This is a genomic window from Billgrantia bachuensis, assembly GCF_011742165.1.
Lineage (GTDB): Bacteria > Pseudomonadota > Gammaproteobacteria > Pseudomonadales > Halomonadaceae > Halomonas > Halomonas bachuensis.
Genome location: NZ_JAAQTO010000002.1, coordinates 100,470 through 119,841, shown reverse-complemented (window position 1 = coordinate 119,841; position 19,372 = coordinate 100,470). Strand labels below are relative to the sequence as shown.

At 64.1% G+C, this 19,372-nt stretch carries 28 protein-coding genes; 24 read left to right on the top strand and 4 right to left on the bottom strand.

Going from position 1 to position 19,372, the window contains the following annotated elements; translation table 11 throughout:
* The first annotated feature begins 90 nt into the window (after positions 1–90).
* Genes HBJ55_RS00850 through HBJ55_RS00790 form a run of 14 tightly spaced genes read left to right on the top strand, consistent with a single transcriptional unit; the run spans position 91 to position 5,227 of the window.
* Positions 91–234: a hypothetical protein gene (locus tag HBJ55_RS00850; protein WP_167110076.1), complete on the top strand. Its 144-nt coding sequence runs from the start codon at positions 91–93 to the stop codon at positions 232–234.
* Between the two features lie 11 nt (positions 235–245).
* Positions 246–1,055 carry a major capsid protein P2 gene (locus HBJ55_RS00845; protein ID WP_167110074.1) on the top strand — a complete coding sequence of 270 codons (810 nt, stop codon included), beginning with the start codon at positions 246–248 and terminating at the stop codon, positions 1,053–1,055.
* A 15-nt stretch (positions 1,056–1,070) separates the two neighbouring features.
* On the top strand, positions 1,071–1,391 hold the full coding sequence (locus HBJ55_RS00840; protein ID WP_167110072.1) for a hypothetical protein: 321 nt from the start codon (positions 1,071–1,073) through the stop codon (positions 1,389–1,391).
* A 10-nt stretch (positions 1,392–1,401) separates the two neighbouring features.
* Entirely contained in the window at positions 1,402–1,626 is a 225-nt protein-coding gene (locus HBJ55_RS00835; RefSeq protein ID WP_167110070.1) for a hypothetical protein, read from the top strand.
* The gene (locus HBJ55_RS00830; protein ID WP_167110068.1) at positions 1,623–1,955 is read left to right on the top strand and encodes a hypothetical protein; all 333 of its coding nucleotides are present in this window, start codon (positions 1,623–1,625) and stop codon (positions 1,953–1,955) included. The genes HBJ55_RS00835 and HBJ55_RS00830 overlap by 4 nt, the downstream gene beginning before the upstream one ends.
* Positions 1,948–2,427 (top strand): hypothetical protein, encoded by a 480-nt coding sequence (locus HBJ55_RS00825; protein WP_167110066.1) that lies wholly within the window; start codon positions 1,948–1,950, stop codon positions 2,425–2,427. The genes HBJ55_RS00830 and HBJ55_RS00825 overlap by 8 nt, the downstream gene beginning before the upstream one ends.
* Positions 2,424–2,951: a hypothetical protein gene (locus tag HBJ55_RS00820; protein ID WP_167110064.1), complete on the top strand. Its 528-nt coding sequence runs from the start codon at positions 2,424–2,426 to the stop codon at positions 2,949–2,951. The genes HBJ55_RS00825 and HBJ55_RS00820 overlap by 4 nt, the downstream gene beginning before the upstream one ends.
* Positions 2,951–3,538, top strand: a complete 588-nt coding sequence (locus HBJ55_RS00815) for a phage tail protein (protein ID WP_167110061.1) — start codon at positions 2,951–2,953, stop codon at positions 3,536–3,538. Before HBJ55_RS00820 ends, HBJ55_RS00815 begins: the two co-directional genes overlap by 1 nt.
* Before the next feature lie 10 nt (positions 3,539–3,548).
* Positions 3,549–3,818, top strand: coding sequence for a hypothetical protein (locus HBJ55_RS00810; protein ID WP_167110059.1), 270 nt, complete (start codon positions 3,549–3,551; stop codon positions 3,816–3,818).
* On the top strand, positions 3,815–4,423 hold the full coding sequence (locus HBJ55_RS00805) for a hypothetical protein (RefSeq protein WP_206022120.1): 609 nt from the start codon (positions 3,815–3,817) through the stop codon (positions 4,421–4,423). Before HBJ55_RS00810 ends, HBJ55_RS00805 begins: the two co-directional genes overlap by 4 nt.
* Positions 4,420–4,698, top strand: a complete 279-nt coding sequence (locus HBJ55_RS00800) for a hypothetical protein (protein ID WP_167110057.1) — start codon at positions 4,420–4,422, stop codon at positions 4,696–4,698. Before HBJ55_RS00805 ends, HBJ55_RS00800 begins: the two co-directional genes overlap by 4 nt.
* Before the next feature lie 2 nt (positions 4,699–4,700).
* Complete coding sequence (locus HBJ55_RS00795) at positions 4,701–4,952, top strand: hypothetical protein (RefSeq protein ID WP_167110054.1); 252 nt, start codon at positions 4,701–4,703, stop codon at positions 4,950–4,952.
* Positions 4,953–4,964: 12 nt separating this feature from the next.
* Positions 4,965–5,090: a hypothetical protein gene (locus HBJ55_RS22515; protein WP_277345531.1), complete on the top strand. Its 126-nt coding sequence runs from the start codon at positions 4,965–4,967 to the stop codon at positions 5,088–5,090.
* Positions 5,087–5,227 (top strand): hypothetical protein, encoded by a 141-nt coding sequence (locus HBJ55_RS00790; protein WP_167110052.1) that lies wholly within the window; start codon positions 5,087–5,089, stop codon positions 5,225–5,227. The genes HBJ55_RS22515 and HBJ55_RS00790 overlap by 4 nt, the downstream gene beginning before the upstream one ends.
* On the opposite strand, the gene HBJ55_RS00785 is transcribed toward HBJ55_RS00790, so the two are convergent.
* Entirely contained in the window at positions 5,224–5,556 is a 333-nt protein-coding gene (locus tag HBJ55_RS00785; RefSeq protein WP_167110050.1) for a hypothetical protein, read from the bottom strand. The two genes, HBJ55_RS00790 and HBJ55_RS00785, sit on opposite strands and share 4 nt — an antisense overlap.
* Positions 5,557–5,890: 334 nt before the next feature.
* Between HBJ55_RS00785 and HBJ55_RS00780 the strand changes: the two genes are divergently transcribed.
* The 8 genes from HBJ55_RS00780 to HBJ55_RS00745 all read left to right on the top strand — a co-directional run bounded on the left by HBJ55_RS00780 (position 5,891) and on the right by HBJ55_RS00745 (position 11,819).
* On the top strand, positions 5,891–6,733 hold the full coding sequence (locus HBJ55_RS00780; protein WP_167110048.1) for an ATP-dependent zinc protease family protein: 843 nt from the start codon (positions 5,891–5,893) through the stop codon (positions 6,731–6,733).
* Positions 6,734–6,769: 36 nt separating this feature from the next.
* Positions 6,770–8,275: an inactive transglutaminase family protein gene (locus tag HBJ55_RS00775; RefSeq protein WP_167110046.1), complete on the top strand. Its 1,506-nt coding sequence runs from the start codon at positions 6,770–6,772 to the stop codon at positions 8,273–8,275.
* 5 nt (positions 8,276–8,280) lie between these two features.
* Positions 8,281–9,276 (top strand): alpha-L-glutamate ligase-like protein, encoded by a 996-nt coding sequence (locus HBJ55_RS00770; RefSeq protein WP_167110044.1) that lies wholly within the window; start codon positions 8,281–8,283, stop codon positions 9,274–9,276.
* 33 nt (positions 9,277–9,309) lie between these two features.
* The gene (locus tag HBJ55_RS00765) at positions 9,310–9,762 is read left to right on the top strand and encodes a transcriptional repressor (RefSeq protein ID WP_167110042.1); all 453 of its coding nucleotides are present in this window, start codon (positions 9,310–9,312) and stop codon (positions 9,760–9,762) included.
* 21 nt (positions 9,763–9,783) lie between these two features.
* Positions 9,784–10,236: a phosphoribosyl-AMP cyclohydrolase gene (gene hisI, locus HBJ55_RS00760; protein WP_167110039.1), complete on the top strand. Its 453-nt coding sequence runs from the start codon at positions 9,784–9,786 to the stop codon at positions 10,234–10,236.
* Between the two features lie 12 nt (positions 10,237–10,248).
* Entirely contained in the window at positions 10,249–10,590 is a 342-nt protein-coding gene (gene yidD / locus HBJ55_RS00755; protein WP_240935935.1) for a membrane protein insertion efficiency factor YidD, read from the top strand.
* Positions 10,591–10,728: 138 nt separating this feature from the next.
* On the top strand, positions 10,729–11,310 hold the full coding sequence (locus HBJ55_RS00750) for a DJ-1/PfpI family protein (RefSeq protein WP_167110037.1): 582 nt from the start codon (positions 10,729–10,731) through the stop codon (positions 11,308–11,310).
* Positions 11,311–11,411: 101 nt separating this feature from the next.
* A complete protein-coding gene (locus tag HBJ55_RS00745) occupies positions 11,412–11,819 on the top strand; it encodes a ribbon-helix-helix domain-containing protein (protein WP_167110035.1) in 408 nt (135 codons plus the stop codon).
* On the opposite strand, the gene HBJ55_RS00740 is transcribed toward HBJ55_RS00745, so the two are convergent.
* Complete coding sequence (locus HBJ55_RS00740) at positions 11,783–12,214, bottom strand: SufE family protein (protein WP_167110033.1); 432 nt, start codon at positions 12,212–12,214, stop codon at positions 11,783–11,785. The two genes, HBJ55_RS00745 and HBJ55_RS00740, sit on opposite strands and share 37 nt — an antisense overlap.
* Positions 12,215–12,242: 28 nt before the next feature.
* Positions 12,243–13,373, bottom strand: a complete 1,131-nt coding sequence (locus HBJ55_RS00735) for a tyrosine-type recombinase/integrase (protein WP_167110118.1) — start codon at positions 13,371–13,373, stop codon at positions 12,243–12,245.
* A gap of 322 nt (positions 13,374–13,695) precedes the next feature.
* Here HBJ55_RS00735 and HBJ55_RS00730 point away from each other — a divergent pair, with 322 nt between their 5' ends.
* Positions 13,696–14,739, top strand: coding sequence for a DNA-binding protein (locus HBJ55_RS00730; RefSeq protein WP_167110031.1), 1,044 nt, complete (start codon positions 13,696–13,698; stop codon positions 14,737–14,739).
* 94 nt (positions 14,740–14,833) lie between these two features.
* Here the strand turns inward: HBJ55_RS00730 and nfuA are convergent, their stop codons facing one another.
* Complete coding sequence (gene nfuA / locus HBJ55_RS00725; RefSeq protein ID WP_167110029.1) at positions 14,834–15,424, bottom strand: Fe-S biogenesis protein NfuA; 591 nt, start codon at positions 15,422–15,424, stop codon at positions 14,834–14,836.
* 246 nt (positions 15,425–15,670) lie between these two features.
* Between nfuA and metH the strand changes: the two genes are divergently transcribed.
* Positions 15,671–19,372, top strand: coding sequence for a methionine synthase (gene metH, locus HBJ55_RS00720; RefSeq protein ID WP_167110027.1), 3,702 nt, complete (start codon positions 15,671–15,673; stop codon positions 19,370–19,372).

The following is a 19,372-nucleotide window of genomic DNA, read 5'->3' as shown; positions in this document are numbered from 1 at the left end:
GCCGCTAAACCGAACGGCTCGCCAACGTTGCCCCGACAAGCACCCGCTGTCGGGGCTTTTTCGTTCGATCCACCAGCAAGGGCTATCGCCATGTCTGATGCAGTCACCAAGTACAAGGACAACCTCGATTGGTCAATCGTCGTGTCCACCATCACCGCCGCCGTGATCATCGGTGCCGCCGCCTACGGTCTGCGTAAAGCTGGCCTGGGCACCGTCGCCAACGTCATCAAGTAAGGGGAGCCGCCATGCGTCTTACTACCCGTATGCCGTCCCTGTCCAACGTGACACCGGGCGGCACCGCAACACTGAACATGCCGATCGGTCGCACCTATGAGCGCCTGATTCTGAGCTACACCAACCTGACCCGCGCTCAGATGAAAGACATTCGTATCAGCGTCGACGGCAAGCCGGTCATGGAGTTCGCCGACGCCGAGCAGGTCGCAGCGCTCAATAAATACTACGGGCGCCACGACGCGGCGGGGCAGTTGACGCTGTGGTTCGTGCGTCCCGAGCTGAACCAGCTGGAACAGCAGCGCGTGACCGGCCTGGGTACCGGCGCCCGCGATGGCTCCGGCAAGGTATCGACCTTGCAGCTTGAGGTTGAGATCGACGGCGCCGCCGTTGGGCCGACCATTCAGGCGCACGCCATTCAGTCCGACCCCGCGCCGCTGGGCATGATCAACAAGATCAAGCGCTTTACCTACAGCTCCGCGACCGCTGGACAGTTCGAGATCGACAATATCCCGAAGGGGCCGCGCCTTTGCGCCATCCACTTCATCAAGGATGCCGATGACGTCAGCCGCGTCGAGGTCGAGCAGAACAGCCGCAAGGTGGTCGAGGGCGGAAAGACCCTGTTGCAGTACCTGCAACGCGAGTCGGGCCGCGTGCCGCAGGCCAAGTATCTGGCCGTCGACTTCACCCAAGAGGGCGATATCTACCAGTCCATCGTCACCGATCCCAAGCTCATTCAGGACCAGCGTTTCCGCCTGACCCTGGACACGGCGGGACAGGTCACGGTGCTGGTCGAGTACCTCGACGGCTTCGCCGGTATCTAACCAGGGGAGAGCCTTATGTTCGATACATCAAGTTGGAGCTTCGGCACCAACAGCGCCGACACCGCAGGCGGCTACAACTACGGCGGCTCCACGTCGCTGGTCGAAGCGGGCCGGGGGCTGTTTTCCGATGCGCTGGGCGCCTGGGTCACTATCGAGGGCATCAAGGCGCAAGCCAATGCCACCGGCAGCGCGCAGGATGCGACACGCAATCAGACCATGTACCCCACCGGTAGCAATGCGCCGGGCGGGGGCGGCTTCGCCGCAGGTGGCCTGGGGGCTGGGCATCTGATCGTCGGCGGCGCCGTGCTGGTGGGCCTCGTTCTGTTGCTCAAGTAAGGGGGCCGCCATGGCAGCACCGACACCACCGATACCGCCGTTTAACTTTTCGCCGACGGCGGGGCCGAGTCAGGCGGCGGACTACGGCGGTACCCGAGACGTGGGAACAATGACGGTCGGCGACTACTACGGCACCGGTTCGCGCGTCCGCAAGGTCGAGGGCTGGGCCTGGGGCGAGCTGGCCGTTATCGGTGCAGTGGCGCTGGGGGCGCTGGCGATATGGCGCAAGCTATGACCGCCGAAGATCGCGCAATCTTGGCGCCTGCCATGGATCGCGATGCCGCTGACATAGAGGCAGACGTGGCAGCGGGCCGCGCCCGCGTGCTGCGCTTTGCCGACGGCAGTAGGGGCGTGGTTCGCCTTGAGGTCACACCGACCGGGCAACGCGAGCTGGTACTGGTCGCCTGTGCGGGGCGTGGCTACCGCGAGAAGGTCGGGAAGGTAGTCGCCGCAGCCAAGGCGAGAGGCTGGCGAGTGCGAGCGCACACCAGCCAGAACGGCATCGCGCGTTGGTTAGAGGGGCTGGGCTTTCGCGAGGTCGAGAGGGTGTATCTCCATGAGTAACAAGTCGAGCAGCAAAACAAGCCGCAGCTACGAAACGAACAATATTAGCCAGCAGGGCGAAGCCAACGTTATCGGCGACCGCAACAGCACCACGATTTACCGGGCTGATGCCATCACCTTGGACAACATCGCCAAGGCGCTCGCCGCTGGCGTCGAGGATTTGAGCGAGGCCGGTCGCCGTCAGGTAGAAGCCGCGCTTTCGACAACCGAGAAGATCAACCGCGACAGTCTCGACGGCATGGAGGGCGTGAGCAAGGAAGCCCTCAAGCGAAACGAGGCTGTGAGCCGGGCCGCGCTGCAATTCAGCGAGAAGAGCAGCATGTCGGCCATGGATTTTGTCGCCAATTTCACCGAGCGCGAGCAGATCGGCAGCGAGGGTGAGCAGCTGCGAACCTTGCAGTACGTCGCCGCTGCCGTCGCTGTGGCGCTGGTCGGCATCGCCTGGGCATCGAAGGGGAGTTTTAAGGCATGAGCCAAGTTCAGCGGGGCGCGCTGCGCGATTACGTCCTGAACGTCGAGCCGGGCGCGCAGGTGCTGGTCCAGTGCATCGGCGACTATTTCCGCGTGCTGGATGCCAGCGGCGGCAAGGTCAACATCAGCACATCGAAGGGCGATGCCTTCGACGTGCAGGAGGGCGAGGGCGCCCGCGTCCGTGAGTTCGAGTCGCTGCGCGTGCGCAACGATGCGGGCGTGACCCTACGGGTTCGCATGATCGTGGGGAGCGGGGAGTTCGAGAGCGGGCGCACTACCGGCAATGTCAGCCTCAAGGCCGCCGCCACGATTCAGGCGGTCGGCGACGTCGCCGGGGGCGGCACGATTCCCGCGAACCCTGACCGCCGTCAGTTGGTCATGCGCGCCAGTCTCAACAACGCCGCTGCCGTCACCATCGCCGGGCTGCCCATCGAGCCCGGCGACACCTTCGAGCTGGACGTGGCCGGAGAGGTCGCAGTCGGGGGTGATGCCGGGGATGTGTTGCACGTCGCGGAGGTGGTCTGATGGCTCGCCTGATCGCCGCCGCGTCTGGTGCCGAGCCGGGCAGCGTCCAAACCTTCGCTAGCGCCGCGCCGCCGCGCGGCTGGCTCAAGGCCAACGGCGCCGCCGTATCGCGCGCCGAGTTCCCGCGCCTGTTCGCGGCCATCGGCACCACCTACGGCGCTGGGGATGGGGCCACCACCTTCAACCTGCCCGACCTGCGCGGCGAGTTCGTGCGCGGCCTGGACGATGGCCGGGGCGTCGACACCGGGCGCGGCCTGGGCACGGCCCAAGGCGATGCATTTAAGAGTCACGACCACGCCGCGAGCACCAACAGCACCGGCAGCCATGGGCACAGTGGCAGCATCGGGACCGACGGTAACCACCGCCATGCCGTGAACAAGAAAACAGGCGAAGGAACAAGTAATAACTTTTCGGTTTGGGGTGGAGATTCGGGTGTCGATGCGTATACCCACTACGCCGGAAACCATAACCATAGCCTGAGCATCAACAGCAACGGCAGCCACAGCCACACCGTCAGCGTGGGCAACAGAGGCGGCGCCGAGACGCGACCGCGAAACGTCGCGTTGCTCTACTGCATCAAGACATAAGGGGCCAACCATGACACCTGCACGCCAGATCATCACCGCCGAGGGGCTGGTATTTGTCGCCCTGGGCACGCACTACACCGTAGACACCGCCGCGCTCGCCGATGAGGGCGTGGTCTTTGTCGGCGAGCACAACGGCGCCCGCTGGATCGAGCGCGAACCGTTCACCGGGCGCGTGACCGACATTCCCGCCGACCTGGGCGCCCGGATCGACGCCGCCTTTGCCGACGCCGACCAGCAGCACGAGGCCGCGCTGGCGGCTGCCGTGGAGCCAACGGCATGATTCGCGCCGTCCTGGGGCTGGCCCTGATTGCCGGGGCGGGCGTCTACCTGACCCGCCAGGGCGCCCAGCAGGGCGGCACCGAGCGCCAGGCCTCGCCCTGGATACCGCTCGACACCGATTTTTCCAGTTGGCTGGCCCTGCCTGAGTTCGGCAGTTCCTGGGAGTGGCCCGGCCTCAGCAGCATCGAGCAAACACTAGGGGGCGACATGAGCCAGCCGCGAGGCATCAGGAACAACAATCCGGGCAATATCGAGTACACCGGCACGCGCTGGCAGGGGCTCGACAATCCGCCGTCAGACGGTCGATTCATGCGCTTCAAGTCGCCGGAATACGGCATTCGCGCCCTGGCCCGCGTGCTGACCACCTACCAGACCAAGCACGGCTTGGACTACATCGGCGGCATTATCCAGCGCTGGGCGCCGAGCCATGAGAACAATTCAGCGGCCTACGCCGGGTTCGTGGCGGATCGCCTGGGCGTGCGGGCAACCGATCGCATCGACGTCCAGGCCCGAATGCCTGAGCTGGTCGAGGCAATCATCAGCTACGAGAACGGCCAGCAGCCCTACAGCATGGCCACCATCAACCGTGGAGTGTCCATGGCATGAAAACCAAAACGATGCTTATCGCCGCCGCCGTGGGCCTGGGCGCCTACGTGCTGACCCGGCCCAAGGCCGAGCTGCCGCGCATGAATCCCGACCTGTGGGCCGTGAGCCTGTGGGGCAAGTCGGGCCTGTCTGAGCAGACGAAATGGTTCTACCAAGACTTTCTGAGCCAGGGCTATGAGCCCGAGGCCGCCAGCCGCGCCGCGCAGACGTCCGCCGTGGCCGAGAGCCTGAACGAGCGCCTTGGCTGGAACGGCGGAAGCCTGGGGAGCCTGTAGCCATGCGCCTGAACGTCAACCTGACCACGGTGCTGGTCCTGGGCGCGGCGGGCTATCTGTACTGGCAGTACCGGCAAAACCGCCTGTTCCAGGGAATGAGCCCGGAGCTGCGCAGCTACATTGGGCAGCCGGTGCGGCCGCCGATCTGGGAGAGCTGGAATTTCGGCGAGAGCTGGGGCGATTGGCGCTATAGCGGCGATGCCGCAGCGGATCTACAACGGCGCTTCGAGCTGGGCGCCTACGGCACACTGTAAGGGGGTAAGGGCATGAAACTGACACCGAATCAAAAGCGAGGCGCTGCGTTGGGCATGGTTGGCGTGCTGGGCTGGTTTACCGGCACCTTCCTACCACCGGAGCTGCTGGTCGAGCTGCTGGGGGGCTTCGGGCTGTGATCGATGCCACGCTGATTGAAGCAATCAACGCGGGCGGTAACTTCGGGCTGCTGATGATGGGGTTGTACCTGATGCGGCTTTCGAGCCGCGTGAACCGTCTGGAAATCGCCCGCGAGCTGGAACGCGAGAGCCGTTAGCGGCTGCCGCTCACGCGATGCCACACCGCGAAGTCATCCGGTAGCCACTCACGGCCGTCGGGCGACACCATCACGGCAAAGGGCCGCCTCGCAGGGGGCGGCCCTTGGCGTAGGCGAAACTCGAATCCCTCCCATCCGTGGAACGGCAGTAGCTGCCCGCTGAGGATCGCCAGCAGCAAGGCGCGCTCCGGGCTGATACGCTGGGCGCCGCTGGCCCAGCGCTGGGCCGTCTTGGGATGCACGCCGAGGATGCGTACCGCCGTTTCCTGGGTGACGTAGAGCCACTGCCCGGCAACATAGAGGGCAATCGGTTCCTGAATTCTTTTCATCGTTTAAGTTCCCTTGCGTGAATTATCGTCAAGTCCGCGACGGCAAAGGCCGATAGCGGGCCGCGCAAGGTAACGGGGGTGAAACCGAGTGCAATCGAATGAGGCAAAAGTGTGACAATCAATAGGAAGAAATCAGGAGACATTAGACAAAAGCGGGTTCGCATAATGTATATTATGTTAAATCATGCTGCTATCACGGCGTTGGACAACGCCACCTCGAAATCCTTATCATCCTCCGTCATGTTTCGCCGCGACGAAACGTGCGCCCTTCAAGCCAAGCCCACTGCCGCTACGCCTGACCCGTAGCCCGCCCGACCGGAGGCTGTCGATTCCCATGCGACCGAGAACGCTATCCGCACCCATACCCTGGTTGCTGTGTTCATTACTGATCAGCGGATGCGCCCTCAACCCAGACTCTGAGCCCGAGCCCACGCTCAGCCCTGCGGCTTTCGAGGCACGCATCGGTCAGCTCGAGGAGCAGATCGCGCAGCGCTGCGAACGCCACGATACCAGCGCCGCAGACCAGCGCCAGACCGAACTTCTCGCCGAGCTGCGCGATGCCGGGGTCACGCTCCGCCACTTACGTGGCGATATCGAGCGGCTCGAGCAGCGTGGCGAAGAACCCACGGTAGTACAGGCGCAATGCAACGACGAGCTGAGTGCGACACTGTCGGCCAAGGAAATGGTCGGCCGCTCCGAATGGATCGGTCTGCCTGAAGTCGGCACCTACCTGCGTGCGCGGGTCGACTCGGGGGCCAACACCTCTTCGCTTTCCGCTACCGATATCACCCGCTTCGAGCGTGACGGCGAGGATTGGGTGCGCTTCAAGCTGGGCCTCAACGAGGACGACGTCGTGGTCGACAACGTGCGCGACGAATGGATCGAACGGCCGATCGAGCGTCGGGTGCGTATAATGCAGGCCGCCGGCAGTGAGTCGCGCCCGGTCGTAAGCTTGTTGATGACCCTGGGGCCGATCCGCGAGACGGTGGAGTTCACGCTCAACGACCGCACCCATCTCGACTATCCGGTACTGCTCGGGCGGCGCTTCCTGATGGATATCGCCTTGATTGACGTGGCGGAGGATTATCTCCACCCCAGGCCCGAATTCCCCGGCGGCCGCCCGGCCTCCGAGGCGGCGGAAGACGAGATCAACGACCGGGACGAAGAAGAAGGCTGATACCGGGCCTCACTACCCTACCTGCAAGGATGATACATGTCGCGACTGCCCTTCTATCTTATCGTGGGTCTGCTGATGCTGCTCGGTATCGGCACGAGCCTGCATCGACACATCCAGATGGAGGTGCCGTGGACCCCGGGCGAGCAGCGCCAGGTCTGGGAGGTCGAAGCCATTGTCGATTTCACCGCCCTGGGCGACCCCGCCCGCGTCGAGCTTGCCCTGCCCTCGCATCAGCGTGGCTACCGTATTCTGACCGAGAACACGGCCTCACCGGGCTACGGCCTGTCGTTCCTGCAGGACGAGAGCGGTCGCCGCGCCCAGTGGGCAACCCGCCGTGCCACGGGTAGCCAGCAGCTCTATTACTCCGTGCGCTTGCTGGTGACTGACGACCAGCGCAAGCGACAGATAGCGCGCCCGCCCCTGCGAGACGTCAGCTGGGAGCGTCCCTACGACACGGCGGCGGCTCAGGTGATCGAGCGCGCCTGGATGCGCAGTGCCGACCCCTACACCTTTACGCGGGAGCTGATCCGGGATTTCAGCGATGAACTCCAAGGCGAGAATGCCCGCTTGCTGCTGACCCAGTTCGAGCGCACGCCCCTGCTGGTGCGTCTGCTCAACCAGGCTGGCGTGCATGCACAGGAGGTCAGCGGCCTCCTGCTCGAGGATGGCCGCCGGCGACAAACGCTGACCTCCTGGATCATGGTGTTCGAGGACGAAGAGAACTGGGCGCTGTTCGACCCGCGTACCGCCGAGCAGGGTCAGCCGGACAACCTCCTGCTATGGGAAGCCGGCGGCCGCGCGGTGCTGGAGGTGCAGGGTGGTACCAACTCCCGGGTCACCTTCTCCATGCTGTCGCGCAGCCAGCCTGCAGCGGCCGCCGTACGCAGCCAGCTGGCTGACGATACCCTGCTCAACTTCTCGATACACAGCCTGCCGCTCGAGGAGCAGGCGCTGTTCCAGACCATCCTGTTGATTCCCATCGGCGCGCTGGTGGTCGTGTTCCTGCGCATTCTCGTCGGGATCAAGACCTCGGGTACCTTCATGCCCGTGCTGATTGCGCTGGCCTTCATCCAGACGACCCTTCCAACCGGACTGATCGGCTTCCTGCTGGTCGTTTCGGTAGGCCTGGTGATACGCAACTACCTCTCCTACCTCAACCTGCTTCTCGTAGCTCGAGTCTCGGCGGTGATCATCACGGTCATCGCCATCATTTCGATATTTTCGGTATTGTCCTATCGTTTTGGACTCAATGCAGGCCTGACGATCACCTTCTTCCCGATGATCATTCTGGCCTGGACCATCGAGCGCATGTCCATCCTGTGGGAGGAAGAGGGACCCAAGCAGGTCTTGATACAGGGTGGTGGAAGCCTCATTACGGCCGTACTGGCCTATCTCGCCATGAACAATCCCTGGATACGCCACATCACCTTCAACTTCCTGGGCGTACAGCTCATCATCATGGCGCTGATCCTGCTGTTGGGTAACTACACGGGGTACCGCCTGCTCGAGCTGCGGCGCTTCAAACCGGTCACCGAGGACTGAACACCATGTGGGCAAGGCCAAGCCAGCTTCTGCGACGCGGTATCATCGGCATGAACCGGCGCAACATACGCTACATCGGGCGCTACAACAGCCGGCGGCTCTATCCGTTGGTGGATGATAAGCTCAAGACCAAGCTGCTCGCCGAGCAGTACGGCATCACCACCCCGGCGCTGATCGGCACCGTGACCACCCAGTTCGAGGTCAAGCGGGTGGGCAACATGATCGCGGGGCACGACGGCTTTGCCATCAAGCCGGCCAAGGGCAGCGGTGGCAAGGGCATCCTGGTCATCGAGCGGGTCGACCACGACGGTTTCGTCAAGCCCAGCGGGGCCAAGCTGAGCCTCGAGGATCTGCATCGCCACATCTCCAATATCCTGTCGGGGCTATATTCCCTCGGCGGCGCTCCCGACGTGGCGATGATCGAGGCGCTGATCAACTTCGACGAGAAGCTCTCCGAGTATACCTACGAAGGCGTACCCGATATCCGCGTGATCGTTTTCCGCGGCTATCCGGTGATGGCCATGATGCGCCTCTCGACTGCTGCCTCCGACGGCAAGGCCAATCTGCACCAGGGCGCAGTGGGCGTGGGGCTCGACATTGCCACGGGAACTGCGGTGCGTGGCGTCCAGTTCGACCGTTCGCGACGCGACCACCCCGATACCGGTCACGAGCTGGCCAGCCTGCGCATTCCCGACTGGACGAATCTGCTCGAGCTGGCGGCGAGCTGCTACGAAATGACCGGGCTTGGCTACCTGGGTACCGACATGGTGATCGACCGCAACCGGGGCCCCATGCTGCTCGAGCTCAACGCCCGTCCGGGGCTTGCCATCCAGATGGCCAATGGCGAAGGACTGCGCTCGCGCCTCGATCTGGTGGAGAAGCAGTCCGACCGCTTGAGCGTCAAGGAGCGAGTCACCTTTGCCCAGCGTCACTTCGCCCGTCGTGGCGAGCTCAAGGACCTGCCCGAACCCGAGCTGGCCCCGACTTGTGTCAACACGTAGAATGAACGCTGTTCCTGAGACACCGGGTCACACATGACCGACGCTACTGCCCTGCTCGCGCAGGCCGAAAGACAATGCCAACTCCGCGGGGTGCGCTTTACCCCGATCCGCCGGCGCGTACTCGAGATGATTGCCGCGGCCAGCGGTGGCCTCAAGGCCTATGAGCTACTCGATCGCCTTGCCGTCGAGCATGCGGCTGCACGCCCGCCTACCGTCTATCGAGCCCTCGACTTCCTGATCGAACAGGGACTGGTGCATCGCATCGAGTCGCTGAATGCCTATGTAGCCTGCCCGTGCCCCGAGCACGCGCATGGCTTCCAGCTGTTGATCTGCCGCCACTGCGGGCGAGTCGAGGAGCTGCATCTGGATGACGTGAATGCCCAGCTCAGCGCCCAGGCACGTGACCTGGGGTTTCGCGTCGAACGCCAGACCATCGAGCTATTGGGTAGCTGTGACCTGTGCCTGAATGCGGCGGCGCGGGCCTGAGCCAGCCATAATGGAAATGCCATGACCGATACCTTCAAGCAACTCGAGCGTGCCGAGCTCGATGCCCGCCTGCCGCTCTCGCCGGTTCTCGATGCGGTGCGCTTCAACGATGATGGCTTGATTCCCGCCATCGCCCAGCAGCACGACAGCGGCGAAGTGTTGATGATGGCCTGGATGAACCGCGAGGCGCTGGAAGAGACCCTTTCAACCGGACGCGTCTGCTACTGGTCACGCTCGCGGGGCAAGCTGTGGCGCAAGGGGGAATCCTCCGGCCAGCAGCAGCACCTGCGCGGTGCATGCCTCGATTGCGATGGCGACACCCTGCTGCTTCAGGTCGAACAGACCGGGCCGGCCTGCCATACCGGTCGGCGCAGCTGTTTCTACGTGGCGCTGGAAGACGGTGAGGCGCGTATCGCCAGCGAGCCGCTGATCGATCCCGAAATCCTCTATCGCCAGCAGCCGGAGAGGCGCTAAAGCGTGCCTTGCCTGGCAGCTTGGATAGCAAGCCTGGGTCGGCTCCTGCGGCATACACTGGGGCTGGCGTTGATCGCCCTGGTCCGGCTCTACCAGATGGTGGTGAGCCCCTTGCTGGGGCCGCGCTGCCGTTACTGGCCTAGCTGTTCTCACTACGCCATGGAAGCCATTCAGGTCCACGGTCCGCTGCATGGTGGCTGGCTTGCCGCCAAACGTATCGTACGTTGCCACCCCGGCAGCGCCGGCGGTATCGATCCGGTGCCCGGGGGGCCGAGTGAGCGGCTGTGTCTGAACGATCCCGAGCTAGACGAGCACTTCCGCTGTCGCCATGGTCAGCATACCTCCGGGCACTGAAGTCGCCATGCCGGCGCTCCTCTCACAACGGGTCGCTTGCTGGCCGGTGTAGTAGCCCACTACCACCCTCCTCCGGTTTGCTTGTGCCAGACTGATCCGTGGCACACCTACCATAACGAGCCGATGAGGAGAAACGCCATGTCCGCCAAGCGTCTGCTCTTGCTGTGCGGCGATTTTGCCGAAGACTACGAGACCATGGTTCCGTTCCAGGCCCTGCAGGCAGTGGGCCACCGTGTTGACGCCGTCTGTCCCGACAAGCGGGCCGGCGAGAGCATTGCCACCGCCATTCACGACTTCGAGGGTGACCAGACCTATAGCGAAAAGCCGGGCCATCGATTCACCCTCAACGCGGATTTCGCCACCGTAAAGCCGGAGGAGTACGACGGCCTGGTGATTGCTGGCGGGCGCGCACCGGAGTACCTGCGCCTGAACGAAAAGGTCATCGAGCTGGTGCGTCACTTCTTCAGTGCCGACAAGCCGGTGGCGGCGATCTGTCACGCTGCGCAATTGCTGGCTGCCGCCCGGGTGCTGGAAGGCCGTACCTGCTCGGCCTACCCTGCCTGCCGCCCCGAGGTGGAGCTGGCCGGCGGTCGCTACGCCGACATCGCGGTGGACGATGCCGTGACTGACGGCAAGCTGGTCACCGCCCCGGCCTGGCCCGCCCATCCGGCATGGCTCGCCCAGTTCCTGGCCGTACTCGAGACACGCATCGAGCTCTAGCTAGCGTTCCGGTGGCAGACCACTTTCCGCGAGCGCCTTGCCCTGGTCCGCGCCCGGCGCCATGATAATGGCGTCGGGCAGGTAGCAAGGGAGGGAATGGCATGTGCAGGCTTTTCATCGGCGCCGAGCCGGGCCTCTGGGAGCCCCAGACGCGCTCAATGCGCCTCGATGGTATCTCGACCAGCGTACGCCTGGAGAGGTTCTTCTGGACGGTACTCGAGGAGATCGGCAGACGCGACGACCTCTCTCTCAGCCAGCTGGTAGCGAAGCTCTCCCGCGAGTGCGCCGAAGCCGGCCACGACCCCGCAAACTTCGCCTCCTTCCTGCGCGTTTGCTGCGGACGTTATCAGGCGCTGCAGATGGCGGGAGAGATCCCCACGGCACCGGACGTTGCCATTGCCAGCCTGGATGCCGAAGGCATTCTCATGCGGGAGCGTCAGCGCCAGGCGGCCACGCAACCCGCAGAGCGACGTCAGGTTGAAGGTGCCTCTTCCGCGGCAATTTCGTAGATCTTGCCGAGCATGGCGTGCAGACCATTGCTGCGCGTGGGGGAAAGATGCTTGTCGAGCCCCAGGTCTTCGAGGAAGTGCGGGCTGGTATCGCGAATCTCGCCGGCCGGACGGTCGTTGTAAATGCGCAGCAGCACTGCGATCAGGCCGGAGACGATAGCGGCATCCGACACCGCATCGAAGTGCAGCACCTCGCCATCGCGGCGATGGTGGATCCAGACGTTCGACTGGCAGCCCTGGATCTTGCGCTCGGGAGTTTTCCACTCCTCCGGAAACGCCGGCAGCTGCTTGCCCATGTCGATGATGTACTGGTAGCGATCCATCCAGTTGTCGAACATCTCGAACTCTTCCCGCAGGGCCTGCTGGGCCTGTTCGGCCGTGGCTTCGGTGGTCATGTCGTCTCCCTGGTTGGCTTGAACGCCATTATACCGGCTCCTCCACCCGACCGGGCAAGCCATGGGCGGACTGTTGGCGATGCCACTCCTCGTCTTCGGCATGCAGGTACTGGGCGGTGGTGTCCAGCCGCGAATGACGCGCGGTGCTGGCGAGGTAGCGCAGCTCTACGCCGGCCTGAGCCTGATGAGTGAGTGCAGTATGGCGCAGCCAGTGTGGCGTCGCTTCACGCAGCCGGGTCACCTGCGACATCGCCTTCTCTCCTGCCTCGGCTTCCAGGGCATCGGCCGCCTGGTGAAAGGCGTCGCGGATCAGGCGGTAGAGCTGGTTGTCGCCCAGGCCGCGCTGGCCATCCAGGCCGCGCAGTACGGCGCCCTCCTCGCCCGGGCGCGGGGCGGGTGCCAGGCCCAGCACTTCCCGCCAGTTGCCCAGCAGGACCAGCATGTCGTCGGGTACCGGGATACGTGCCGTCTTGCCGCCCTTGCCCACCACGCGCCACCACCAGCGGCCTTCGCGCCGGAAGAAGTCGCCCATCCTGGCGGCGGCCATCTCGCTGATTCGCGGCGCCAACAAGTAGGCGAAGCCGAAGATCATGATCCGCCGATGCCTCAGGTAGCGCTCGCGGGCACTGACGTTCACCTGCTGCGGTCGTGTCAGCCACTGCCATAGCCACTCCCAAAGCGTTCGTTCCAGATAGCGCTCGATGCCGGCCTGGCGATTGTCGAGTCGGCGGCGCTTGTCGCGCATCAGGCGAAACGGATTGTGATTGACCCATCCCGCTTCCACCAGCCAGGTGAACATGCCCTGCAGGATGATCAGGCTCTGCCGTCGGCTGGCCGGCGACAGCGGCCCGCGAAACGGTCGCCAGTCCGGCGCGTGGCGCGGCCGAGGCGGCCCCACCCAGAGCTGGCGCGGCGTAGGAGACGCCAGGAAAGCCTCGTAGGCATCCAGGTCGTGCCGACGCAGCTCACCGAGGCTGCGCCGTTGATGCTCCAGCCACAGCAGCAGGCGCTCTGCCTCGCGGCGGTAGGCACGTAGCGTCTGCGGGCTGGCGCGAAACTCGGCGAGCCACTGCGCCACCGCCTCGGCGTCGCTTCCGGCGGCAATGCGTGCTGTCCTGCTTGCCACGGGCAGTGCCAGATCATGTGCCGGAGCAGGCATGCTCGCTCCCTGCTGCTGGCCGGGGAGAATGGCGCCGCCGCCCTCCTCGCTGGGTGCCCTCATCTTGCCTCTCCCCGCTTTTTCGCTATCGAGTGGCTCGAGTCTCTCCTGTAGCGGTAATTTATTCAAGATAAGGCGGGTAATCTTGAATTTTATAAAATTATGTAATGTAAATTACGTAATATCTGTAACGTAATTTTCTTTCTGGATTGGACGAAAGTCGCTATGCTTAGTCATCTAGGCGGGCGCACTGCAACAGAAGAACAAGCGACGCCCTGCCGCGTGAGCAAGGATCAGCCGCCACACCACCAAGGAGATCGTCATGGCACGCAGCGGTGTGCAGTACGAGGATGTTCAGCAGGCCATCGAGACCCTGCTGGCCAAGGGGGATGCCCCCAGCGTCCAGAAGATTCGAGACGTGCTGGGAACCGGCAGTTTCACTACCATCAGCGATCACCTGCGCGAGTGGCGATTCCAGCGCGAGGCTAACCGTGACCTGCCCGCCTCGCACGCCATGCCGGAACCGGTGCTGAGGCTGGCGGAAAGCCTGTGGCAAAAGGCTCAGGAGTCAGCCGGCGAGGCCCTGGCAAGTTATCGCGAGGAGGCCGACCGACGCGTGGCCGAGACCGAGGCCGCCATACAGGAAGCGCGGCGCCAGGTAGAGGATGCCGAGCAGCGCGAAGCCGCCCTGTCGTCGCACTTGGCGGGGACGGAGCAGCGTCTCGAGCAGCGCAGTGCCGCCTTGGCACGGGTGGAAGCCGAGCGCGACCAGTGGCAGGAGCGCGCCCGCCAGTTGGAGGAGCGGCTAACCCGCTCCTTGCAGCAGCTCGACAAGCTGCAGAAGGAGAACGAGCAGCAGGGCCAGGCCCACCAGCAGGCGTTGGCCGACCGCGACGCTCAGCAGTTGGCGCGCCTGAATCAGGAAGAGCAACGCCACGAGGCGGCCGAGGCGCGCCTCATGAGCCTGCTCGACGAGTCTCGGCAGGAGCGGGTGTCGGCCGAGAAGCGGCATGACGCTACCGTCCAGCAGCTGGAGAAGCGCCAGGACAACCTGCAGCGACAGCTCCACGAGACCCAGGTTGCGCTGGGGCGCGAGGAGAAACAGCACCGCGAGACCCAATGGGCCAGAAGCCGGGCCGAGGAACGCATCGATACCCTGCGCCACGAGCAGTCGCTGCTGCAGGCGCGCATCGATGACCAGAAGCGTCATATCGACGAGCAGGCGGCACGCCTGCGCACACTCGATGCCGAGCTGATGCGGCGTATCTGGCAACCGGGTGAGGATGGCGTGGTGTCGCGCTCCACGGAGGGCGGAGTTGAAACGCAGGAAGGCTCCGCAGCGGAGCCTTCCGAGAGCATTCGCTGAAGCTTCCCGGCCGCGCCCTGGAGCGCGGCCGGGAAGCTCTCGATAGTATGTATCCGACAGTATCAGCGAAGCGTGAGAGGCTGCTGAAGAGAGATCAGCGGTAGTAGGCGTTGGTGGTGTCGGTGTGGTCGGTTACGTCACGAATGCCGGCAAGCTCCGGGATGCGCTCCATCAGGGTTCTTTCCACACCCTCCTTGAGGGTCAGGTCGACTGCTGCACAACCCTGGCAACCACCGCCGAAGGCGAGCACCGCCACCTGATCCGCGGTCAACTCGACCAGCTTGATTTCGCCGCCGTGGGCGGCAAGCCCTGGGTTGATCTCGCTGTAGAGAATATAATTGACGCGATCCTCGATCGGGCTATCGGCGTTGACCTTGGGCATCTTGGCGTTGGGCGCCTTGATGGTCAGCTGGCCGCCCATGCGGTCGGCATTGAAGTCGACCACCGCTTCCTCGAGGAAGGGAATGCTGTTCTTGTCGATCAGCGCCGTAATCTTCTCGAGTTCCAGGCGCTCGTCGCTGGGCTCTTCCTCGCCAGGCCGGCAATAGGCCAGGCAGGTCTCGGCATAAGGCGTACCCGGCTGGGTGATGAAGATGCGCACCGCGATCCCTTCGACGTTCTGCTTCTCGAGCAGCTCGGCGAGGTAGTCCTGGGCGCTGTCGGTAATCCGGATGATCTCACTCATGGTGTTCTCGCTGGTCGGGCCTGGCCTCGTCGGGCCGGCCGTATGTGACATACCATTATGGTATGCAAAAGCATGCCGCGAGACAATCCCGACTATTTTGCTCGGTTTTTGACCAGCCCTGCCCTCAAGCGGCTGGTTTTGCTACCATGTCGGGCTGACACGACCGACCCTGCCCAGTAGCCGAGAAGAATCAGCAGGGCGGCATAGACTCATAGACGTGACTTTCGCTGGAGACCGACCCAACCCATGGCCGCCCTACCCTCTGCACTGACCGCCACCCTCACCGAACGGCTCGGCGAGCGCATCCTCATGCTGGATGGCGGCATGGGTACCATGTTGCAGAATGCCCGACTCGACGAAGACGATTTCCGCGGCGAGCGCTTCCGCGACTGGCCCTCCGAGCTCAAGGGCAACAACGACCTGCTGGCGCTGACCTGCCCCGATCTGGTGGCGCGCATCCATCGCGACTACCTCGAAGCCGGCGCCGACATCGTCGAGACCAACACCTTCAACAGTACCCGCCTCTCGCAGGCCGACTATGGCATGGAGGAACTGGTACCCGAACTCAATCGAGAATCAGCACGCCTGGCGCGTGAAGTGTGCGACGCCGTGGCGGCCGAAACCGGCGTGCCGCGCTATGTGGCCGGCGTGCTGGGGCCGACTTCGCGTACTGCCTCGCTGTCCCCCGACGTCAACGACCCGGCCAAGCGAAACGTCACCTTCGACCAGTTGCGCGACAACTACTACGAGGCCGCCGAAGCGCTGATCGAGGGCGGCGCCGACCTGATCCTGATCGAGACCATCTTCGACACGCTCAATGCCAAGGCCGCCATCTTCGCCCTCGAGACGCTGTTCGATGACCGTGGCGAGCGGTTGCCGGTGATGATTTCCGGCACCATTACTGATGCCTCCGGCCGCACCCTCTCGGGCCAGACCACCGAGGCGTTCTGGAATTCGGTGCGTCATGCCCGGCCGCTCTCCATCGGCCTGAACTGTGCGCTGGGTGCCGAGGAGCTTCGCCCCTATCTGGAAGAGCTCTCGACCAAGGCCGACACCTTCGTCTCCGCGCACCCCAACGCCGGGCTGCCCAATGAATTCGGCGAGTACGACCAGACGCCGGAAGAGATGGCCGCCATCGTTGCCGAGTTCGCCGAGAGCGGCCTGGTCAACATCATCGGTGGCTGCTGCGGCTCGACGCCCGAACACATCGCTGCGATTCACGCCGCCATCCAGGGCCTGGCGCCGCGCCAGGTGCCCGAGCGCCCCCGTGCGTGTCGTCTGTCGGGTCTGGAGCCGTTCAACATCGAGAAGGACTCGCTGTTCGTCAACGTCGGCGAGCGCACCAACGTCACCGGCTCGGCGCGCTTCAAGCGCCTGATCGTCGATGAAGACTACACCACGGCGCTGGAGGTGGCGCTGGAGCAGGTGGAGAACGGCGCGCAGGTCATCGACATCAACATGGACGAGGGCATGCTCGAGTCCCAGGAAGCGATGGTGCGCTTCCTCAACCTGATCGCCGGAGAGCCCGACATCGCCCGCGTGCCGATCATGATCGACTCCTCCAAGTGGGAGATCATCGAGGCCGGGCTCAAGTGCGTGCAGGGCAAGGCGGTGGTCAACTCCATCTCGCTCAAGGAGGGCGAGGCGGCCTTCCGCGAGCAGGCGACGCTGTGCCGCCGCTATGGTGCCGCCGTGGTGGTGATGGCGTTCGACGAGGCCGGCCAGGCCGACACCTTCGCGCGCAAGACGGAGATCTGTCAGCGCGCCTATGAGCTGCTGGTGGAGGAGATCGGCTTCCCGCCGGAAGATATTATCTTCGATCCCAATATCTTCGCCATTGCCACCGGCATCGAGGAGCACGACAACTACGCCGTCGACTTCATCGAAGCCACACGCTGGATCCGGGAGCACCTGCCCCATGCCATGGTGTCGGGCGGCGTCTCCAACGTATCGTTCTCGTTTCGCGGCAACGACCCGGTGCGCGAGGCGATCCATTCGGTATTTCTCTACCACGCCATCCGCGCCGGACTGACCATGGGCATCGTCAACGCCGGTCAGTTGGCGGTCTACGACAGCCTGCCGGCCGAACTGCGCGAAGCGGTCGAGGATGTAGTGCTCAATCGTCGCAGCGACGGTACCGAGCGACTGGTCGACCTGGCCGACAAGTACAAGGGTGACGGTAGCGGCGCGGCCAAGAAGGAAGACCTCGAGTGGCGCAGCTGGCCGGTGGAAAAGCGCATCGAGCATGCCCTGGTCAAAGGCATAACGACATTTATAGAGGAAGATACCGAGCTTGCCCGTCAGCGCGCCGCGCGTCCCATCGAGGTGATCGAAGGGCCGTTGATGGATGGCATGAACGTGGTCGGCGACCTGTTCGGTGCCGGCAAGATGTTCCTGCCCCAGGTGGTAAAGTCGGCGCGCGTCATGAAGCAGGCGGTGGCTTACCTCATTCCCTACATCGAAGCCGAGAAGAGCGAAGGTACCCAGGCCAAGGGCAAGATCGTCATGGCCACGGTCAAGGGCGATGTGCACGATATCGGCAAGAACATCGTCGGCGTTGTCCTGCAATGCAACAACTACGACGTTGTGGACCTCGGCGTGATGGTGCCGGCCGAAAAGATCCTGCAGACGGCCCGCCAGGAGAACGCCGACATCATTGGCCTGTCGGGCCTGATCACCCCTTCGCTGGACGAAATGGTGCACGTGGCCAAGGAGATGAAGCGCCAGGGGTTCACGCTGCCGCTGCTGATCGGCGGTGCCACCACCTCCAAGGCACATACCGCGGTGAAGGTCGAGCCCCAGTACGACGAGCCGGTCATCTACGTGACCGATGCCTCGCGTGCGGTAGGCGTGGCTGGCAAGCTGCTCTCGCCGGCGCTCAAGCCTGCCTATACGGCCGAGATCAAGGCCGAGTACGAACAGGCGCGGGACCGTAATGCCAAGCGTCGACCCAAGGCCGCCGACCTGAGCTACGCCGAAGCCCGCCAGCGCAAGCTGCCCATCGATTGGGACGGCTATACCCCACCCAGGCCCACCCTTGCCGGACTCAAGATATTCGACGGCTACGATATCGAGGAACTGGTCGAGCGCATCGACTGGACGCCCTTCTTCATGAGCTGGGAACTGGCGGGTAAATATCCCAAGATCCTCGACGATGCGGTGGTCGGCGAGGCGGCGCGCAGCCTGTTCGTCGATGCCCAGCAGATGCTGCGCAAGCTGATCGACGAGAAACACATCGAGGCGCGCGGTGTAATCGGCCTGTGGCCGGCCAACAGCGTCGACGACGATGTCATCGAGGTGTATGCCGACGAAGCGCGCACCCAGGTCATCGAGCGGCTGCACCACATTCGTCAGCAGACCACCAAGAACCGCGACGGCGTGTGCTATAGCCTGGCGGATTTCATTGCGCCCAAGGAGAGCGGCAAACCCGACTGGATCGGTGGTTTCGCCGTAACCACCGGGCACGGTGTCGAGGCCTTGGCCGAGCGCTACAAGGCAGCCGGAGACGATTACAGCGCGATCATGGTCCAGGCGCTTACCGACCGCCTGGCCGAGGCTTTCGCCGAGCGCATGCACGAGCGCGTGCGCAAGGAGTACTGGGGCTATGTACCCGACGAGACGCTGGACAACGACGCCCTGATCGCCGAGAAGTACCAGGGCATCCGACCGGCGCCGGGCTACCCCGCCTGCCCCGACCATACCGAGAAGCGCACGCTGTTCCGCTTGCTCGAGGCCACCGAGAATGCCGGCATCGAGCTGACCGAGAACTTCGCCATGTGGCCGGCCGCGGCGGTATCGGGTTGGTACTTCTCTCATCCGCAGTCGAAGTACTTCTCCACCGGCAAGATCACCCGCGATCAGGTCGAGGCATTGGCCGAGCGCAAGGGCATGTCGCTTGTGGAACTGGAGCGCTGGCTGTCCCCGGTTCTCTCCTATGACCCCGCCTGA

Coding starts and splice junctions, on each gene's coding strand:
- HBJ55_RS00850 (WP_167110076.1), top strand. CDS start 91: ATGTCTGATGCAGTCACCAAGTACAAGGACAACCTCGATTGGTCAATC.
- HBJ55_RS00845 (WP_167110074.1), top strand. CDS start 246: ATGCGTCTTACTACCCGTATGCCGTCCCTGTCCAACGTGACACCGGGC.
- HBJ55_RS00840 (WP_167110072.1), top strand. CDS start 1,071: ATGTTCGATACATCAAGTTGGAGCTTCGGCACCAACAGCGCCGACACC.
- HBJ55_RS00835 (WP_167110070.1), top strand. CDS start 1,402: ATGGCAGCACCGACACCACCGATACCGCCGTTTAACTTTTCGCCGACG.
- HBJ55_RS00830 (WP_167110068.1), top strand. CDS start 1,623: ATGACCGCCGAAGATCGCGCAATCTTGGCGCCTGCCATGGATCGCGAT.
- HBJ55_RS00825 (WP_167110066.1), top strand. CDS start 1,948: ATGAGTAACAAGTCGAGCAGCAAAACAAGCCGCAGCTACGAAACGAAC.
- HBJ55_RS00820 (WP_167110064.1), top strand. CDS start 2,424: ATGAGCCAAGTTCAGCGGGGCGCGCTGCGCGATTACGTCCTGAACGTC.
- HBJ55_RS00815 (WP_167110061.1), top strand. CDS start 2,951: ATGGCTCGCCTGATCGCCGCCGCGTCTGGTGCCGAGCCGGGCAGCGTC.
- HBJ55_RS00810 (WP_167110059.1), top strand. CDS start 3,549: ATGACACCTGCACGCCAGATCATCACCGCCGAGGGGCTGGTATTTGTC.
- HBJ55_RS00805 (WP_206022120.1), top strand. CDS start 3,815: ATGATTCGCGCCGTCCTGGGGCTGGCCCTGATTGCCGGGGCGGGCGTC.
- HBJ55_RS00800 (WP_167110057.1), top strand. CDS start 4,420: ATGAAAACCAAAACGATGCTTATCGCCGCCGCCGTGGGCCTGGGCGCC.
- HBJ55_RS00795 (WP_167110054.1), top strand. CDS start 4,701: ATGCGCCTGAACGTCAACCTGACCACGGTGCTGGTCCTGGGCGCGGCG.
- HBJ55_RS22515 (WP_277345531.1), top strand. CDS start 4,965: ATGAAACTGACACCGAATCAAAAGCGAGGCGCTGCGTTGGGCATGGTT.
- HBJ55_RS00785 (WP_167110050.1), bottom strand. CDS start 5,556: ATGAAAAGAATTCAGGAACCGATTGCCCTCTATGTTGCCGGGCAGTGG.
- HBJ55_RS00780 (WP_167110048.1), top strand. CDS start 5,891: ATGCGACCGAGAACGCTATCCGCACCCATACCCTGGTTGCTGTGTTCA.
- HBJ55_RS00775 (WP_167110046.1), top strand. CDS start 6,770: ATGTCGCGACTGCCCTTCTATCTTATCGTGGGTCTGCTGATGCTGCTC.
- HBJ55_RS00770 (WP_167110044.1), top strand. CDS start 8,281: ATGTGGGCAAGGCCAAGCCAGCTTCTGCGACGCGGTATCATCGGCATG.
- HBJ55_RS00765 (WP_167110042.1), top strand. CDS start 9,310: ATGACCGACGCTACTGCCCTGCTCGCGCAGGCCGAAAGACAATGCCAA.
- hisI (WP_167110039.1), top strand. CDS start 9,784: ATGACCGATACCTTCAAGCAACTCGAGCGTGCCGAGCTCGATGCCCGC.
- HBJ55_RS00750 (WP_167110037.1), top strand. CDS start 10,729: ATGTCCGCCAAGCGTCTGCTCTTGCTGTGCGGCGATTTTGCCGAAGAC.
- HBJ55_RS00745 (WP_167110035.1), top strand. CDS start 11,412: ATGTGCAGGCTTTTCATCGGCGCCGAGCCGGGCCTCTGGGAGCCCCAG.
- HBJ55_RS00740 (WP_167110033.1), bottom strand. CDS start 12,214: ATGACCACCGAAGCCACGGCCGAACAGGCCCAGCAGGCCCTGCGGGAA.
- HBJ55_RS00735 (WP_167110118.1), bottom strand. CDS start 13,373: ATGCCTGCTCCGGCACATGATCTGGCACTGCCCGTGGCAAGCAGGACA.
- HBJ55_RS00730 (WP_167110031.1), top strand. CDS start 13,696: ATGGCACGCAGCGGTGTGCAGTACGAGGATGTTCAGCAGGCCATCGAG.
- nfuA (WP_167110029.1), bottom strand. CDS start 15,424: ATGAGTGAGATCATCCGGATTACCGACAGCGCCCAGGACTACCTCGCC.
- metH (WP_167110027.1), top strand. CDS start 15,671: ATGGCCGCCCTACCCTCTGCACTGACCGCCACCCTCACCGAACGGCTC.